Here is a 15,738-nt window from a genome sequence, read left to right as displayed (position 1 = left end):
CTTCATAACTATGTTTTTGAGATTCTCTAGTGTTTTTATACAGCGCTAGGGAATTTTTTGATTTTAGTAATAAAAACAAGTTGGAAATCATACAGTAAGTGTATGTTTGTTCATCTTCGGTGACTTACAAAAATCTATTTTATGTTGGATAAATTCTCGAAAATTTAAATAAAATCTATCTCGATGCTAGACACTAATTTTTTCGAATGTTATATTAATGGTGTCATAGTTTTTTTATAATTAGGAAAAATCAGGTTTCTGCACCTAGAAATGGTATGGTATTTTACTAAGACATTTGCCATATGCGTAAGTTGATTGGAGTGAGGCTGGGCGACTCCTCGGGGATCAGCGATAGAGGAACGAAGGCTAAAACCATCACGTCCTGTGATAACCTCTTCGTGACCAACATCTGTGCCGCTGCCGCTTTGCAAAAGCCCCAAGCGGCTCATCGGACGCCCCGGGGAAAGCGCTCAGCCGGAACGAAAATCAACACACGTTGGTGATGGCCCAAAACTTTTTCTAATTATAAGGAGTGATGGAGTAAAGAGTTATAAGAAGGATGATCGATGCCTATGGTAAAGAAAACATTAAAACAACGTATTGTTGACGCTTCTGTCGTGCTATTTCAGCAAGATGGCTATCACAATGTCACTGTTGATCGCATTGTTGAATATATTGGTGCATCAAAGGGTGGATTTTATCATAATTTTAAATCGAAAGACGAATTGTTATATGAAATTCACGATGTATTTATTTCTTATGTTATTAAACAGTCACAGGAGGCATATGACAAATACGATACACCGATAACACGTTTATGTGCAATGCTGCAAACGCTGACCCAAGTATTTGATATGTACCAAGCACATATTACTGTTTTTTATGAGGAAAGCCGTTCACTGCCAGAGGAATATAGTGAAATTATTCATGAAAAACGAGATCAATATCGGGATATTTTACAAAAAGTCATAGGGGAAGGCCAGCAAACAAAGGATTTTCGTACAGAACTACCTTGTACTATCGTAACGATGGCTATTGTTGGGATGATTAACTGGACATACAAATGGTTTAAGCAATCAGGTCCATTAACAATGGAGGAAATTACAGAAGTATTTACGGATATGGTATTGCGTGCGATTGTCACTGACCAAGCAATGGAAGAAGCAGTTCAATTTATGATCAAGGAGAAACCAGCAGCAAAAGAATAGACTGGTTTTATTTATTTTTGAAACAAACCGACTAGTCGGTATTAACTTCTTTCAACGGATGTCACGGAATAGGAAAGGAGTTCACATAGGTTGTTAGCCTAAAATCATCGCATCCATGCGATAACGGCTAACTGACCTGCATCGGTAAAAGCGCCACGTCCTGTGGCATTACCGAAATGACCAACATCGTGTTGGCCCTCGGTAAAAGCGCCACGTCCTGTGGCATTACCGAAATGACCGACATCGTGTCGGCCCTCACGCAGGCCTAGGCACAAAGCCGATTCCGGACGCAATTATGCCGAGGCATAATTGATTTTTTGCAACTGTCATCTGAACGAAATCTGCTATGGCACATTAAACATTAGGGGGACTGGGGATGAACTTTGAACTAACGAAAGAGCAAATGATGATTCGAGACATGGTGCGTGATTTTGCTGAAAATGAAATTAAACCGTATGCTCGTGAGGTTGACGAGACATCGACAATGAGAATAGAGAGCTTTGAAAAAATGGCAGAGCTAGGCTTATTAGGTATCCCGTTTCCTGAAGAGTACGGCGGTTCAGGCGGGGATACTGTTTCCTACGCGCTTGCTGTTGAAGAAATCGGCCGTGCGTGTGGCGGTACAGGATTAAGCTATGCAGCAGCAGTTAGCTTAGGTGCTTCACCTATTTATAACTTCGGTACAGAGGAGCAAAAGCAGGAATGGCTTGTTCCGTTAGCGAAGGGTGAAACGTTAGGCTCATTTGGCTTAACGGAGCCTAATGCAGGTTCAGATGCTGGTGGGACACGTACAACAGCCGTAATTGATGGTGATGATTACATCATTAATGGTGAAAAATGCTGGATTACAAATGCTGGCCATGCACGTCAAATTATTGTGACAGCAGTGACAGGTAAACGTGAAGATGGTAAAAAAATTATCTCATCTATCATAGTACCAACCAATACTCCTGGCGTAACGATCAACTGCAATTACGACAAAATGGGCGTACGTGGCTCTAATACATGTGAGATTGTTTTGCAAAATGTTCGTGTACCAAGAGCTAATCTTTTAGGGGATGAAAAGCGCGGATTTAGTCAATTTTTAAATACTTTAGATGGAGGACGTATTTCCATTGCTGCATTATCTGTAGGCATTGCACAGGCTGCCTATGAGAAGGCATTAAAATACGCAAAAGAACGTGAACAATTTGGTGCACCAATATCAAAGCTACAGGCTATACAATTTAAATTAGCCGATATGGCAATGGAAATAGAGCTTGCGCGTACGTTAGTACATAAGGCGGCATGGCTTAAAGATCAAAAGAAACCATTTGGGAAGGAAGCCGCAATGGCAAAATTATTTGCTTCTGAAATGGGCTTCCGTACTTGTAATCAAGCAATTCAAATTCACGGCGGTTCAGGCTATATGAAAGAATACGATGTAGAGCGTCATCTGCGTGACATTAAGTTAATGGAAATCGGTGAAGGAACATCTGAAATTCAACGTCTCGTTATTTCTCGTTTAATTGGCTGTTAATCATAATAAATAGCGTAAACATAAGGGGGATTTTCATGGCAGAACTTGTGTATCAAACTATTGGTCAATTGCTAGATAAGCAATCTGAAAAGTATCCACAGCGCGAAGCATTAGTGTATGCAGATAGGGGTTTACGTATGACCTATGAGGAGCTCAATCGGCAAAGTCGTTTAGTTGCTAGAGGGTTGATGGCTCTTGGAATAGAGAAGGGCGATCATATTGCAGTATGGACGACTAATGTCCCGGAATGGGTACAGCTGCAATTTGGTACAGGTAAGATGGGTGCCCCAATCGTCACTGTCAACACTAATTATCGTTCAAGTGAGTTGGAATATTTATTGAAGCAATCCGATGCAAAAACGATTATTTTAATTGAAAATTATCGAGACCATTCTTTTATGAATACACTGCAAGAGTTATGTCCAGAGCTTGAACATTGTGAACCGGGTAATTTGCAATCAAAGCGACTACCTTTATTGAAAAATGTTATTTTAATTGGCGAAACGAAATATCCCGGAGTGCTAAACTGGTCTGATGTGTTATCTGCTGCAGAGCAAATAACAGAGGAGCAATTAGATCAAAGACAGCAAGCACTTCATTATGATGATGTTATTAATATTCAATATACTTCGGGAACAACAGGTTTTCCGAAAGGTGTTATGTTAACGCATTATAACTTAGTCAATAATGCGATTAATATTGCAGAATGTATGCGTTTAACTTTTGAAGATCGATTGTGCATCCCTGTCCCATTCTTCCATTGCTTTGGCTGTGTGATTGGAACATTAGCGATTACTACTAGTGGCGGGACGATGGTACCAGTGCAGGAATTTTCACCTGCTGAGGTGTTACTAACGGTTGAAAAAGAAAAATGTACCGCGTTACATGGCGTACCAACGATGTTCATTAGCGAACTTAATTTACCGAATTTTGCGTCTTTTAATCTATCAACGTTGCGTACTGGAGTAATGGCTGGCTCTAACTGTCCTATCGAGGTGATGAAGGCTGTTATCGACCAAATGGGGATGAAGGATATTACGATCTGCTATGGGCAAACAGAAGCCTCACCTGTTATTACACAAACGAGAGCAGATGACCCGCTACTGTTAAAGGTTGAAACAGTTGGCCGCGCATTGCCAAATCTAGAAGTAAAAATTGTCATTCCTGGTACCAACGAAGAAGCTGCGCCGAATGAGCAAGGAGAGCTATGTACGCGAGGCTACCAAGTCATGAAAGGTTACTATAAAAACCCAGAAGAAACGCTTCTTGCAATTGATGAGGCTGGTTGGCTGCATACCGGGGATTTGGCAACGATGGATGAGGCGGGCTATGTACGTGTAACAGGGCGTTTAAAAGATATGATTATTCGCGGGGGTGAAAATGTATCTCCTCGAGAAATTGAAGAATTCCTTTACACACACCCGAAAATTGCAGATGTACAAGTTGCAGGTGTTCCTGATCCTGTTTATGGAGAGGAAGCGGCAGCTTGGATCATTTTGCGTGAAGGAGAGCAGGCGACAGAGGAAGAGATTCGGGATTATTGTCGGGATAAAATCTCTAGACATAAAATACCACGACATATTTTCTTTATCGACGACTATCCGATGACTGCATCAGGAAAAGTCCAAAAGTATAGATTACGAGAGAGTTTTGCTGCAACAGTGAAGTAAGAAGGGGGCCAGTGTTATGTTCAAAAAGGTTTTAATTGCAAATCGTGGAGAGATAGCAAGGCGTGTTATAAGAACATGCAAACGACTAAATGTTCTAACAGTTGTGGTGTATTCCGAGGCAGACGTTGAAAGCTTACATGTTAAGGAAGCGGATGAGGCATTCTGTATCGGAAAACCACCTGTTGCGCAAAGCTATTTAAATATTGATCGTATTCTTGAAGTGGCGAAGGAAAGCGGCGCTGACGCTGTTCATCCCGGCTATGGCTTATTATCAGAAAACGCTGAGTTTGCTAAACGTTGTACAGAGGCGGGCTTCGTTTTTATTGGACCAAGTGCGGACGTGATTGCTTCGATGGGTAGTAAATTAGAGGCCCGGAAAACAATGAAGGCGGCAGGTGTACCAATTGTTGAAGGTGTAGAAGCACCGGTGAAAGATGTAACAGAAGCTATTGAAATTGCTTCCCGTCTAGGCTATCCGATTATGTTAAAAGCCTCTGCTGGCGGTGGGGGGATCGGAATGCAACTCGTTAACAATGCAGAGGAATTGGCAAAAGCCTTTGAGGGAAATCAAAAGCGTGCACAGTCATTCTTTGGTGATGGCACGATGTATATGGAACGATTTATTACTAATCCTCATCACGTCGAGGTACAAATTATTGCAGACGATAATGGTAATGTCGTACCGCTATTTGAACGTGAGTGCTCGATTCAGCGTAGAAATCAAAAAGTAGTTGAGGAAGCACCATCTCCATTTATTTCTGAAGAAACAAGAACACGTATGCTAGATGCGTCAGTCAAGGCAGTTCAGCATATTGGCTATGTGAATGCTGGAACGATTGAGTATTTAGTAGATGCAGAGCAAAACTTTTATTTCTTAGAGATGAATACTCGTCTACAAGTGGAGCATCCAGTGACTGAGGAAATTACAAAGCTAGATCTTGTAGAGGAGCAATTAAAGATTGCGGCTAAACAACCATTAGCATTTACTCGCGATAGTATACAAAGAAAAGGGCATGCGATTGAAGTACGCATTTACGCCGAAAATCCTTCGACCTTTTTCCCTTCTCCAGGCACAATTACGGCTTTTGAATTACCTACAGGTGAAGGTATTCGCCATGAATGTGGCGTAGAGGCTGGCACTACGGTAACACCTTTTTACGATCCAATGATTAGCAAATTAGTAGTGTGGGGAGAAACACGAGCAATTGCGTGTGAAAGACTTATTGAGGCACTTAAAGCGTATAAAGTAGAAGGAATTCAAACAAATATTCGGATGCTATTAAAAACAGTCACACATGAACAATTTTTAAAGGGCTATACAACAACGAAATTTGTAGAGGAATATTATCTACCTCAATTAGCAGAGACGAAATGAATAAAAGCATTCGCACTTAAATACTAGTGCGAATGCATTATCCGTACATTCATACATTTGGAGGGATTTACAATGGCAACAGTTAAAGCAAGCATGGCAGGAACAGTATGGAAAATCGTTGTAGCAGAGGGCGAGAAAGTGACAGCAGGACAAGATGTGGCAATTTTAGAGTCGATGAAAATGGAGATTCCTATTGCAGCAGAAGAAGATGGCGTAGTAACAAAAATCATTGCGAACGAAGGGGATTTCATTAACGTTGATGATGATATTTTAGAAATTGAATAAGGAGGCTTCTTTATGCTGCTACCAAAGCATGTAACGTTAAAGGAAGTAGGTCCTCGTGACGGGTTGCAAAATGAGAAAACGCATCTTGCAACTGCCGATAAAGTACAGCTAGTGAATTTACTTAGCCAAACTGGATTGAATTATATCGAGGTCACGTCTTTTGTGCATCCGAAGTGGATTCCACAGCTGGCAGATGCAGTGGAGGTACTTCAAGCCATTAAACGCCAAAAAGATATAACGTATGCGGCACTCGTACCGAACATGCGTGGCTTAGAACGTGCATTGCAGGCTGAAGTAGATGAAGTGAGCGTTTTTATGTCGGCCAGTGAAAGCCACAATCAAAGCAATATAAATAAAGCGATTAATGAAACCTTTCCAATATTAGAGGAAGTAGTGGTAGGGGCAAAAGCAGCGCATAAAAATGTCCGAGGCTATATCTCAACGGTGATTGGGTGTCCATATGAAGGCTACATACAACCAGAAAAAGTTTTGCGAGTAACAGAAAAATTATTAGAAATGGGCGTCGATGAAATTTCACTGGGTGACACGATTGGTGTTGGTGTACCGACACAGGTGGAAAGTCTTTTAGAAGAATTGCTAAAAAGATATCCTGCAGAAAATTTTGCGATGCATTTTCATGATACACGTGGCACGGCGCTAGCGAATATTGTTCAATCTTTAGAAATGGGCATTACCAAGTTTGATAGCGCACTTGGTGGGCTTGGGGGCTGTCCATATGCCAAAGGAGCATCAGGTAATGTAGCCACGGAGGATTTATTGTATTTATTAGATGGAATGGGTATTAAAACGGGTGTAGAACTGAATAAAGTGCTAGAAGCGGCGCTATTTATTGAACAGAAACTAGGGAAAGCAGTTGCCTCTAAACAAATGGCGATTGCCCGTAATGAAAGGAGTGCGAGTCAATTATGACGCAACTCGTTCGTTTTGAATTATTAGATGGTTGCATTGGGCTTATTACACTTTCAAGACCTGAAGCGGCAAATGCAATGTCTGTACAATTACTCCAAGAACTGAGCACGACACTCGACAACATAAACGGTGATCCAGCAGTACGAGTCGTCTTACTAACAGGAGAAGGGGAAAAAGCTTTTTGCGCAGGAGCAGATTTAAAAGAGCGTAAAGGGATGCCAGACCGACAAGTAAAGCAGATTGTGCAATTAATCGGGGCAACAGTAGCAAAAGTAGAAGCGCTCGCTCAACCAGTTATCGCCGTATTAAATGGTGTTGCTTTTGGTGGCGGGCTCGAACTTGCGTTAGCCTGTGATTTACGTATTGCAGCTACACATGCAAAGATAGGCCTTACAGAAACATCTCTCGGCATTATCCCAGGGGCAGGAGGCACACAACGACTTCCGCGACTAATTGGCATTGGAAAAGCGAAGGAATTAATTTATACAGCACGTCGATTAAATGCAGAGGAAGCAAGAAGCTACGGGATTGTAGAGTATGTTCATGAGGGACATGAAGTACTTGAAAAGGCACAGCAACTTGCACTTGAAATGGCAAAAAATGCCCCACTTTCTTTAGTACAGGCGAAAATCGCAATGAATCAAGGGGTTGAAGTAGATTTAGCTACTGGCTTAAAAATCGAATCACTTGCATATAATGCTCTGATTCCTACAGAAGATCGATTAGAGGGCTTACTTGCTTTCCAAGAAAAGCGAACACCGCAATACTTAGGGAAATAAACGCTCTGATGATAGATTTTGAATGGTTTAAAGTAGGAATCTAAAAAAATAATAAAATCGGCACGGAAATCAACCCCACACTATGGTGATAAACCGATTATTGCAACGTAAGGGAGAAGTAATACGAAGTGCTACTGCAATTATGCTAAGGCGTAACCGATTGGGCAAAAGGAGGAATTAAATATGAGCAATGTACCGACAGAAAATACAACTAAAACAATGAAGGAACAAATTTTAGCAGGTGGTCTGCCAAAATATCACGATAAAAATGCACAGCAAGGAAAGCTATTTGTACGTGAACGACTCGAATTATTATTAGATGATGGGCTGCAATCAGAAGATGGTTTGTACGCAAACTGCTTAGCTGGTGACTTACCGGCGGATGGCGTGGTAACAGGAATCGGGAAAATCCATGGCCGTACTGTTTGTGTTTTAGCAAACGATTCGACGATTAAAGCTGGCTCTTGGGGGAAACGTACAGTAGAAAAAATGATTCGTATTCAAGAAACAGCTGAAAAGCTAAATTGCCCATTACTGTATCTAGTCGATTCAGCAGGTGCACGTATTACTGACCAATTAGAAATGTTCCCTGGTCGAAGAGGAGCAGGACGCATTTTCTATAATCAGGTAAAGCTTTCAGGTAAAATCCCTCAAATATGCTTACTGTTTGGACCTTCTGCAGCAGGAGGTGCCTATATCCCTGCATTCTGCGATATTGTAGTCATGGTAGAGGGCAATGCATCAATGTATTTAGGATCCCCACGTATGGCGGAAATGGTTATTGGTGAGAAAGTAGATTTGGAAACGATGGGTGGAGCGAAAATGCACTGTTCTGTTTCTGGCTGCGGAGATGTGCTTGCTAAAACGGAGCAGGAAGCAATTTCTTATGCTCGTAAATATTTGAGCTATTTCCCGAACAACTTTGCAGAGCGTGGGAAGGTAGAGGCTCCAAAACCGCCAGCTTCTTTTGAGAAATCGATTGATGAACTAATACCGAAAAATCAAAACGTTCCTTTTGATATGTATAAGCTAATTGAACGTATTATTGACGAAGATTCGTTTTGTGAAGTGAAAAAATTATTTGCTCCAGAATTAATTACAGGACTTGGACGCATTAATGGGCAATCTGTTGGAATAATCGCCAATCAACCGCGCGTAAAGGGAGGCGTTTTGTTCCACGATTCAGCTGATAAAGCAGCAAAGTTCATTTCACTTTGTGATGCGTTTAATATTCCGCTTCTTTTCCTTGCAGATGTACCAGGCTTTATGATTGGTACGCAAGTTGAAAAAGCTGGGATTATACGCCATGGTGCGAAAATGATTTTTGCCATGAGCGAGGCGACCGTTCCTAAATTAACAGTCATTGTTCGTAAGGCATATGGTGCAGGGCTGTATGCGATGGCAGGTCCTGCTTTTGAGCCAGACTGCTGTATTGCGCTATCCAACGCACAAATTGCTGTAATGGGCCCAGAAGCTGCGGTCAACGCAGTATACGCAAATAAAATTGCTGAACTCCCAAAAGAGGAACAGGCAAGCTTTATTGCAGAGAAACGCAAGGAATATCAAGAGGAAATCGATGTCTATCGTCTAGCTTCAGAGCTGATCATTGACGATGTTATTGAGCCAAATGATTTAAGAAAAGCACTTGAATCACGTTTAGAGCTCTATATGTCAAAATATTTATTATTCTCGGAACGTAAACATGGAGTAAATCCAGTTTAAATGAAAAAAGTTGTCTCAGTTGCTGAGTACAAAAACTAAATAGAAATAAACAAAAGAAGTCCGATTCGCATATGAATTGGACTTCTTTTGTTTATTTAGTAGATAAATTAACAGCATAATTTGCAAACCTATTAGCAAGAGGCTGTGTTATTTTGATAAAGAGTATATTCATTAGACTTCCAAAAGCATATTACATAAAAAAATAATTAAAAAAATTTAAGCCAAATCACCTTACCGTTTGTCTAATAGATGAAAACCAAAACGAAAGGAGGAAATAAGTTGAAACTTGAACGTTTAGTAAAGAAAGCACAAAAAGGTGATGATAAAGCCTACTTAAAGCTTTTCCAACAGTACGAAACAGATATTTATAGAATGGCTTATGTCTATGTGAAAAATAAAGACGATGCATTAGATCTTGTTCAAGAAGTGGCCTATCAGTCATTTAAGAAAATCAGTACATTGAAAAAAACAGAGTATTTTAAGACTTGGCTCATGAAAATTACGATTAATTGTGCATTGAACTTAATCAATAAAAACAAAAAGGTAATCCCTCTAAATCCAGACTTTGAAGTGCTTATTGGGTCAGAAGATGAAGATATTGCACTTACTGTATCTTTACATAATCTGATTGATACTTTAAAAGAGGATGAGAAGAGTGTCATTTTATTAAAATATTACGATGATCGTACATTAAGGGAAATTTCAGAGATATTAGATATCCCACTTGGAACCGCAAAGTCTGTCCTATACCGTGCTTTGGGCAAGCTTCGTCAAAATTTAAAGGAGGTACGTAACTATGGATAATCGTCTTAAGCAAGAGCTATCAAAAATAGAAATACCTGTAGAGATTCATAATAGAAGTAAATTGGGAATTAATAAAGCAAAGTCTGAAATGGGTGGCAAACTGAATCGTTTTGTAAAAAAACGATTGGCTATAGCTGTTATTTCTGCTTGTTTAATGATTCCAACAGGTGCATTTGCTTATCAAGCATTACTTGCCGATGATTTATATGGTTCATTTGATAATTTAAAAAAACATGCGATGAGTGTTACGATGGAAAGTTACTTATTATTTAATGCAAAGCTAGATCAAGCAAAAGGCGACCTAGGAAAAGAAGAATTTAAACAATTTAAAAATTTATTAAAAGTATTTTCAAGCGCAAAAATTGAATATGGCGATAAAAATGGGAACATAGATTATTCTCATCTCCCTGCAGAGAAATTAGAAGAAATTAAAGTAGCATTGTCCGAAATTCAACCATTCTTTGATAAATTAAATGGACTACCATCAAGCAAAGAAATTTTAACAGCTGAAGAGTATGAACAATACATTCAAGCCTTATTAGACTATGAAACGATTAGGGCACAATTAGGAGTAACAGATGCTCCGGATGTCACTTCAATTCCTGCAGAGTCACAAGAGAAATTCATTAAAGCTCAAGAATACTTAAACTATGTAAATGAAAAACAAATTGGAAATTGAATGATAGATAGAGGACAACAGGGTGATAAAACATACTAAAAAACTTTTAAATTGTCTCTGTTGGAGCAATCTTAAATTTTGACGATTCCATTTTGGAATTTATCCAAGAACCGCCTTTGCGTGCGTATGAAAGAAATGATGAAGGTGAATTTTATAAAATTGGCGATTACGATTGGGGCGGTTATTTAAATAGTTAATTGAAAAAGGAGCGATTTCCGCTCCTTTTTTTATTATTCTTATTGCTATTTTTTTTTAGAATTCGGTTATTATTTTCCATTTTATACTTCTCAACCGAACCCGGACAGACGTATAGTATAGGGAGGAAGGTTCCACAATTTGTGGTTAAAACCGTGTTACTTATCTTATTATTACCACTTGCTTAGGGGAGTAGGGCATATTAGAATTATGTGAGGATATAGGGAAGTAGGTGGTAGAGGCGTGACAAAAAATAATATACAGGGTAATGCCAAGCTACCATTACCATATCGTGCATTGATAGATACATATTATTTACCGATAAAGATAACAGGTTGGCTCTTTTTTTGTATCTATTCTGTAATAGCTTTTTATAAACTAGTCATTGATCGTCTAGTGAATGTAGTCGTTAGGTTGTTCAATGGCGAATATTCTCTTGGTGAATTAGGGCTGTTTGATTATAGTAACTGGCGAATAACGACAAATTTTATTCCCTTTGATACAATTCTTCGCTATATAAATTACTCACAGTATTTTAATTGGGATATCATTATTATTAACTTACTCGGCAATTTATTAATATTTACCCCAATGGGCTTTTTACTTCCATTATTATCAAAAAAGTTTCGTAAAGCTCGGACGGTTATTTGTGCAGGCTTTTTCTCTAGTCTAGCGGTAGAAACGATCCAGTTTATTTTTAGGGTCGGGTCGGCAGATATTGATGATTTAATTTTAAATACACTTGGAGCATGGCTTGGTTACCTAGCCTATAAAAGTATACTTATTAAACCTAAAAAAGATAGATAGAAACAGTCCTTGCTAAAGGGCTGTTTTTTTGTGGTGAATTAACACCATTTATAAAGTGATAACCGTAATATTTTTATTGAAATTAAATATTGAAATAATAAATGCATAGAATATCGGGGTCTTTGTAAGGTCTTTGTACCTAATTCATCAAAAGTGATTTATTTCTTTAGGAGCTTAGTATTAATTTGCTCTTGAAATTGATAAAGAAAATTCCGATAATTAGGGTACAGAAACTATTCAGACGGAATAGATAAAATTAATAGAAGAAATTATCATATCTATTATTTAACTTGCATATTAAATAAGAAAGCCGAGGTGAATTATATGAAACTATCAAGTTTTATAGAACAAGAAAGAATTTCATCACACTATAATCGTAAAAAGATTTTACAGCGAAAACAAGCAGGTGATGCATATCGAAAAAACTCACTGTATTTTCAGCCAAAGAAAAATCCGTTATTGCTTGAACTAGAAAATTTACTATTAGGGCATACAGATCAAGATCTCTATGAGCAACAAAAAGAGGAATCCAAAGAAGTCACGTCTCAACAGCAAGCGATCATTCAAGATTTGCAACAAACGAAAAAGAATGTGCTCGCTCATGAGCAAGCGCAAAAGCCTGAAGTTCTTTCACAACTAGAGCATGTAGATGAGGAAGCGCCTATAGCAGATGAGGAGACGTTACAAATTCTAGAGCAGGTGCGGAATACAGCGCTAGCACCCACGCAATCACCATCACAGAATTTACGTGTAGCGGTAAGTGTAGATGCTCAAATACAACATATGCAGGTGCAACTAAACGGCCAAGAGCTAGATGACAGTGATCCCGCTTTTGTACGTGAAGTAATTGACGTTAAAGTTCCAGAACGTTTTTCGAAGGAATTGAAATTAAATCCATTTGCAGATACAATTTTCGGTAAGAGTTATGCAGAGGCATATAAGGCGCGAACATTTAAATACGCTTCTGAAAAATATGCCACTCATATTCAAATGGCGAAAGACGGCTATCGACCAGGAAATGACCCTATGTTCTCCATGATAGCCTAATGCTGCAGATAGGAGTTTTTTAACATGGCTAAGGCAAAACATGCGAAAACAAATGCTATAAGATTGTTGGAGCAACAAAAAATACAGTTCGAAGTAATTGAATATGAGACTGGTGACGGCCAAGTTGACGGAATTTCGGTTGCTGAAAAAATTGGTCATCCAGTTTCACGTGTTTTCAAAACATTAGTAGCAAAGGCAAGTGCACAAAAGCTTTTTGTATGTGTTATTCCTGTAGCAGATGAGCTTGATTTAAAAGCTGCTGCAAAGGTTGTAGGCGAGAAGAAAATCGACATGCTCCCTGTCAAGGAGTTGCTCGGCTATACAGGCTATGTACGAGGCGGATGCTCTCCAGTCGGCATGAAGAAGCTTTATCCAACTGTCATCGATGCATCAGCTCAAGAGCAAGGAAGTATTATTGTGAGTGCCGGAAAAATCGGCATGCAAATGCACGTACAGCTAGATGATTTAGTCGCTGTTACAAAGGCAAAGCTCGCACCAATTACCACTACCCAAGAATGATAGGTTGGGTAGTTTTTTTATTTAAGTTATCAGGAAGTAAGAGTAGCAATGGTCAGGTAGGGTGAAGAACTGCTCGGGAGTGTAAAAGTAAGCGGGTGGGATAAAGAACTGCTCGTAGAATCGCTTAGGTGTTCAACTACATGAAAATTCCGCTTAGAGAAGTTGTCACTAGCTCTGTTAGCACTATATACACATTAATTGTATAAGATGCTTTGCAGAATTTTTTCTTCAACGGAATCAGCTAAAATTCATACTTCAAGATTTTTGTAGAAAATAGGGATACAGTTAGAGCAATATCATACATAGAGAGAAGGATATGAAATGAGGAAAATTACGGGGTGGCGTTGGACGTTTTTTATTGGTGGCTTAATGGTGATGTCGCTTGGAATTACCATGTCCATTAAAGGGAAAATCGTAGGAACGAGCCCTTGGGATGTGTTGCATGTGGGTTTATTTCAGAATTTTGGTTTATCAATTGGTACTTGGTCTATTTTAACAGGGCTTTTAATTGTTGTTTCAACTTCAATTGTTTTACGAGAAGGGCCAAAAATCGGGACATGGCTCAATATGCTACTTATCGGATCATTTATAGATGTTTTTAATTGGCTATTACCTTCAACAAGTAATTATGGCTTACAGATAACTTATTTTGTGGTAGGTTTATTTGTTTTAAGCTTTGGCTGTGGTATGTATATTGCTCCGAATATGGGGGCAGGGCCACGGGATACATTAATGATGATTATTGTTGAAAAATTTGGCGGAACGATTAAAACGGCACGAATGGGTATCGAGGTGCTTGTAACGATTCTTGGCTGGTTACTCGGAGGTCCTGTTGGTGTTGGTACTGTGGTCATTGCTTTAACATCAGGCTATATTGTGCAATATTCGTTACCTTATTGTCGTAAGGTATTAATGAAGTGTATTGGTAATATCGAGGGCATGAAGCCATTCTATTAAATAAGAAGCTACTTTTATCTGTGAAAGATAGATGTAGCTTCTTAGTGTCGAAAAACAAGATGGTCAAGGAAATCTAGGTGAATGTTGTGGCTCTTTAAATAAGGGAACAGAAGATATTCCAATGTGGATTACCTTAACTGGGAATTTTGGTTTCCCAATTGCTATTACAGTTTACCTATTTGTAAGATTTGCGAAGAAGCTAGATAAATTAGAAACAGTAATCTTACAACTATCTGAAGTTATTAAGACTGTGAATAATAGAAGGAACTGAAAGCATATTAAAACTTAAAATGAAAATAACCCTTAAAAGAACCACAGTTATTTTTAAAACTGTGGTTCTTTTAAGGGTTATTAAGTCCATAAAAAGCCATTAGATATACCCCGATAAACACTACTAATACAAACAAATTTATGACAACTAAAATCATACGAGTGGGTCCTTTTATCCCTAGAATAGCAAATATTAATCCTAAAATTCCTGAAATAAATGGAATTGTTAAGCTAATTTCCAGGATGGATTGTGGAGCTAATCCAACAAGAAATGATAAAAACAAGAAAATTATTGATAAATACGTAAAAATTTTTCTTCGCAAATAGTACCGCCCCCTTCTTTACCCATATGTTTGATTAAAATATATAAAAGTTTGAATACTAATTTACATAAATTTAGCTTATACATTCGGTTTATAACAATTATGGATCTTCACCATAACTTGTGATTGATTTTGGTTCATCACCATAACTTGGGGTTGACCGTAAAAAATTCAATAAATTTCCATTAAAGTATAGAAAAAAAGTGAAAACTCACGTATCGTAATTGTTGCTGAGACAAACCACGAGAGGAGTTTTCACTTTGTGCTCTAAGTTTATCAAATTAATTCTACCGTTGCCATCCTTTTTTGAAATCGCTCTGCCATCTGAGGAGGAGCCAAATATTTTTCACGTGGACATTGCGTCGCAATCAATGTATTGGATCGCTTTCATTTGATTCAAATTTTCACCGATGCCCAGCAGCGCAGACGACGTTACTTAGGTGAAGCAAAAAAACAGCACAAATCCCGATTTATCGACCGCTGTTTAGCGCGAAAGCCGGACGAGTTAACAGAGGAAGAACGTGGTTTTGTGCGTGAATGGCTACGGGAAGATTTTCATACAAAGCATAGCGATCAAGCATTGAATCACATGCGTTATGTGTTAAAAGCTACAACGGATACACAAGCAACAAAGCGCTTAAAAGACTGG

Annotated in this window: 17 protein-coding genes and 1 pseudogene; 17 read left to right on the top strand and 1 reads right to left on the bottom strand. The window is 38.8% G+C overall.

Annotated elements, in window-relative coordinates; translation table 11 throughout:
- The first annotated feature begins 572 nt into the window (after nucleotides 1-572).
- From AMS59_RS15055 to AMS59_RS24365, 16 genes and pseudogenes are all read left to right on the top strand, one after another.
- Nucleotides 573-1,208 carry a TetR/AcrR family transcriptional regulator gene (locus AMS59_RS15055; protein ID WP_053484606.1) on the top strand — a complete coding sequence of 212 codons (636 nt, stop codon included), beginning with the start codon at nucleotides 573-575 and terminating at the stop codon, nucleotides 1,206-1,208.
- 376 nt (nucleotides 1,209-1,584) lie between these two features.
- Nucleotides 1,585-2,727, top strand: coding sequence for an acyl-CoA dehydrogenase (locus AMS59_RS15050; protein ID WP_053484555.1), 1,143 nt, complete (start codon nucleotides 1,585-1,587; stop codon nucleotides 2,725-2,727).
- Between the two features lie 35 nt (nucleotides 2,728-2,762).
- Nucleotides 2,763-4,397, top strand: a complete 1,635-nt coding sequence (locus AMS59_RS15045; RefSeq protein ID WP_053484554.1) for an AMP-binding protein — start codon at nucleotides 2,763-2,765, stop codon at nucleotides 4,395-4,397.
- A 16-nt stretch (nucleotides 4,398-4,413) separates the two neighbouring features.
- Nucleotides 4,414-5,772 carry an acetyl/propionyl/methylcrotonyl-CoA carboxylase subunit alpha gene (locus tag AMS59_RS15040; RefSeq protein ID WP_053484553.1) on the top strand — a complete coding sequence of 453 codons (1,359 nt, stop codon included), beginning with the start codon at nucleotides 4,414-4,416 and terminating at the stop codon, nucleotides 5,770-5,772.
- 72 nt (nucleotides 5,773-5,844) lie between these two features.
- Nucleotides 5,845-6,057, top strand: coding sequence for an acetyl-CoA carboxylase biotin carboxyl carrier protein subunit (locus AMS59_RS15035; RefSeq protein ID WP_031418413.1), 213 nt, complete (start codon nucleotides 5,845-5,847; stop codon nucleotides 6,055-6,057).
- A 12-nt stretch (nucleotides 6,058-6,069) separates the two neighbouring features.
- On the top strand, nucleotides 6,070-6,987 hold the full coding sequence (locus AMS59_RS15030) for a hydroxymethylglutaryl-CoA lyase (RefSeq protein ID WP_053484552.1): 918 nt from the start codon (nucleotides 6,070-6,072) through the stop codon (nucleotides 6,985-6,987).
- Nucleotides 6,984-7,766, top strand: a complete 783-nt coding sequence (locus AMS59_RS15025) for an enoyl-CoA hydratase (RefSeq protein WP_053484551.1) — start codon at nucleotides 6,984-6,986, stop codon at nucleotides 7,764-7,766. The genes AMS59_RS15030 and AMS59_RS15025 overlap by 4 nt, the downstream gene beginning before the upstream one ends.
- 183 nt (nucleotides 7,767-7,949) lie before the next feature.
- On the top strand, nucleotides 7,950-9,488 hold the full coding sequence (locus tag AMS59_RS15020; RefSeq protein WP_053484550.1) for an acyl-CoA carboxylase subunit beta: 1,539 nt from the start codon (nucleotides 7,950-7,952) through the stop codon (nucleotides 9,486-9,488).
- A gap of 279 nt (nucleotides 9,489-9,767) precedes the next feature.
- Nucleotides 9,768-10,292 (top strand): sigma-70 family RNA polymerase sigma factor, encoded by a 525-nt coding sequence (locus tag AMS59_RS15015; RefSeq protein ID WP_234007807.1) that lies wholly within the window; start codon nucleotides 9,768-9,770, stop codon nucleotides 10,290-10,292.
- Nucleotides 10,285-10,971, top strand: a complete 687-nt coding sequence (locus AMS59_RS15010; protein ID WP_082337528.1) for a DUF3600 domain-containing protein — start codon at nucleotides 10,285-10,287, stop codon at nucleotides 10,969-10,971. The genes AMS59_RS15015 and AMS59_RS15010 overlap by 8 nt, the downstream gene beginning before the upstream one ends.
- Nucleotides 10,972-11,021: 50 nt before the next feature.
- Nucleotides 11,022-11,168, top strand: a pseudogene (locus AMS59_RS25320) (DUF2185 domain-containing protein); the annotation flags it as partial.
- Between the two features lie 241 nt (nucleotides 11,169-11,409).
- Entirely contained in the window at nucleotides 11,410-11,973 is a 564-nt protein-coding gene (locus AMS59_RS15005) for a VanZ family protein (protein WP_053484548.1), read from the top strand.
- Between the two features lie 324 nt (nucleotides 11,974-12,297).
- Nucleotides 12,298-13,020, top strand: a complete 723-nt coding sequence (locus tag AMS59_RS15000; RefSeq protein WP_053484547.1) for a hypothetical protein — start codon at nucleotides 12,298-12,300, stop codon at nucleotides 13,018-13,020.
- A gap of 24 nt (nucleotides 13,021-13,044) precedes the next feature.
- Nucleotides 13,045-13,539 (top strand): Cys-tRNA(Pro) deacylase, encoded by a 495-nt coding sequence (gene ybaK, locus AMS59_RS14995; RefSeq protein WP_053484546.1) that lies wholly within the window; start codon nucleotides 13,045-13,047, stop codon nucleotides 13,537-13,539.
- A gap of 321 nt (nucleotides 13,540-13,860) precedes the next feature.
- A complete protein-coding gene (locus AMS59_RS14990) occupies nucleotides 13,861-14,496 on the top strand; it encodes a YitT family protein (RefSeq protein ID WP_053484545.1) in 636 nt (211 codons plus the stop codon).
- A gap of 121 nt (nucleotides 14,497-14,617) precedes the next feature.
- The gene (locus tag AMS59_RS24365) at nucleotides 14,618-14,767 is read left to right on the top strand and encodes a YvrJ family protein (RefSeq protein WP_082337527.1); all 150 of its coding nucleotides are present in this window, start codon (nucleotides 14,618-14,620) and stop codon (nucleotides 14,765-14,767) included.
- A 70-nt stretch (nucleotides 14,768-14,837) separates the two neighbouring features.
- Here the strand turns inward: AMS59_RS24365 and AMS59_RS14985 are convergent, their stop codons facing one another.
- Complete coding sequence (locus tag AMS59_RS14985) at nucleotides 14,838-15,089, bottom strand: hypothetical protein (protein WP_053484544.1); 252 nt, start codon at nucleotides 15,087-15,089, stop codon at nucleotides 14,838-14,840.
- A 376-nt stretch (nucleotides 15,090-15,465) separates the two neighbouring features.
- Here AMS59_RS14985 and AMS59_RS14980 point away from each other — a divergent pair.
- Nucleotides 15,466-15,738, top strand: a 273-nt coding sequence (locus AMS59_RS14980; RefSeq protein ID WP_199777767.1) for a transposase, incomplete at its 3' end; no start/stop codon positions are given.

It is taken from the genome of Lysinibacillus sp. FJAT-14745 (assembly GCF_001275675.1).
Lineage (GTDB): Bacteria > Bacillota > Bacilli > Bacillales_A > Planococcaceae > Lysinibacillus.
The sequence above is the reverse complement of the archived record's forward strand: the minus strand, read 5'-3'. Positions and strand labels throughout refer to the sequence as shown.

What these genes read in the sequence shown, in the direction of transcription:
- AMS59_RS15055 (WP_053484606.1), top strand. Translation starts at nt 573, where the DNA reads ATGGTAAAGAAAACATTAAAACAACGTATTGTTGACGCTTCTGTCGTG.
- AMS59_RS15050 (WP_053484555.1), top strand. Translation starts at nt 1,585, where the DNA reads ATGAACTTTGAACTAACGAAAGAGCAAATGATGATTCGAGACATGGTG.
- AMS59_RS15045 (WP_053484554.1), top strand. Translation starts at nt 2,763, where the DNA reads ATGGCAGAACTTGTGTATCAAACTATTGGTCAATTGCTAGATAAGCAA.
- AMS59_RS15040 (WP_053484553.1), top strand. Translation starts at nt 4,414, where the DNA reads ATGTTCAAAAAGGTTTTAATTGCAAATCGTGGAGAGATAGCAAGGCGT.
- AMS59_RS15035 (WP_031418413.1), top strand. Translation starts at nt 5,845, where the DNA reads ATGGCAACAGTTAAAGCAAGCATGGCAGGAACAGTATGGAAAATCGTT.
- AMS59_RS15030 (WP_053484552.1), top strand. Translation starts at nt 6,070, where the DNA reads ATGCTGCTACCAAAGCATGTAACGTTAAAGGAAGTAGGTCCTCGTGAC.
- AMS59_RS15025 (WP_053484551.1), top strand. Translation starts at nt 6,984, where the DNA reads ATGACGCAACTCGTTCGTTTTGAATTATTAGATGGTTGCATTGGGCTT.
- AMS59_RS15020 (WP_053484550.1), top strand. Translation starts at nt 7,950, where the DNA reads ATGAGCAATGTACCGACAGAAAATACAACTAAAACAATGAAGGAACAA.
- AMS59_RS15010 (WP_082337528.1), top strand. Translation starts at nt 10,285, where the DNA reads ATGGATAATCGTCTTAAGCAAGAGCTATCAAAAATAGAAATACCTGTA.
- AMS59_RS15000 (WP_053484547.1), top strand. Translation starts at nt 12,298, where the DNA reads ATGAAACTATCAAGTTTTATAGAACAAGAAAGAATTTCATCACACTAT.
- ybaK (WP_053484546.1), top strand. Translation starts at nt 13,045, where the DNA reads ATGGCTAAGGCAAAACATGCGAAAACAAATGCTATAAGATTGTTGGAG.
- AMS59_RS14990 (WP_053484545.1), top strand. Translation starts at nt 13,861, where the DNA reads ATGAGGAAAATTACGGGGTGGCGTTGGACGTTTTTTATTGGTGGCTTA.
- AMS59_RS24365 (WP_082337527.1), top strand. Translation starts at nt 14,618, where the DNA reads ATGTGGATTACCTTAACTGGGAATTTTGGTTTCCCAATTGCTATTACA.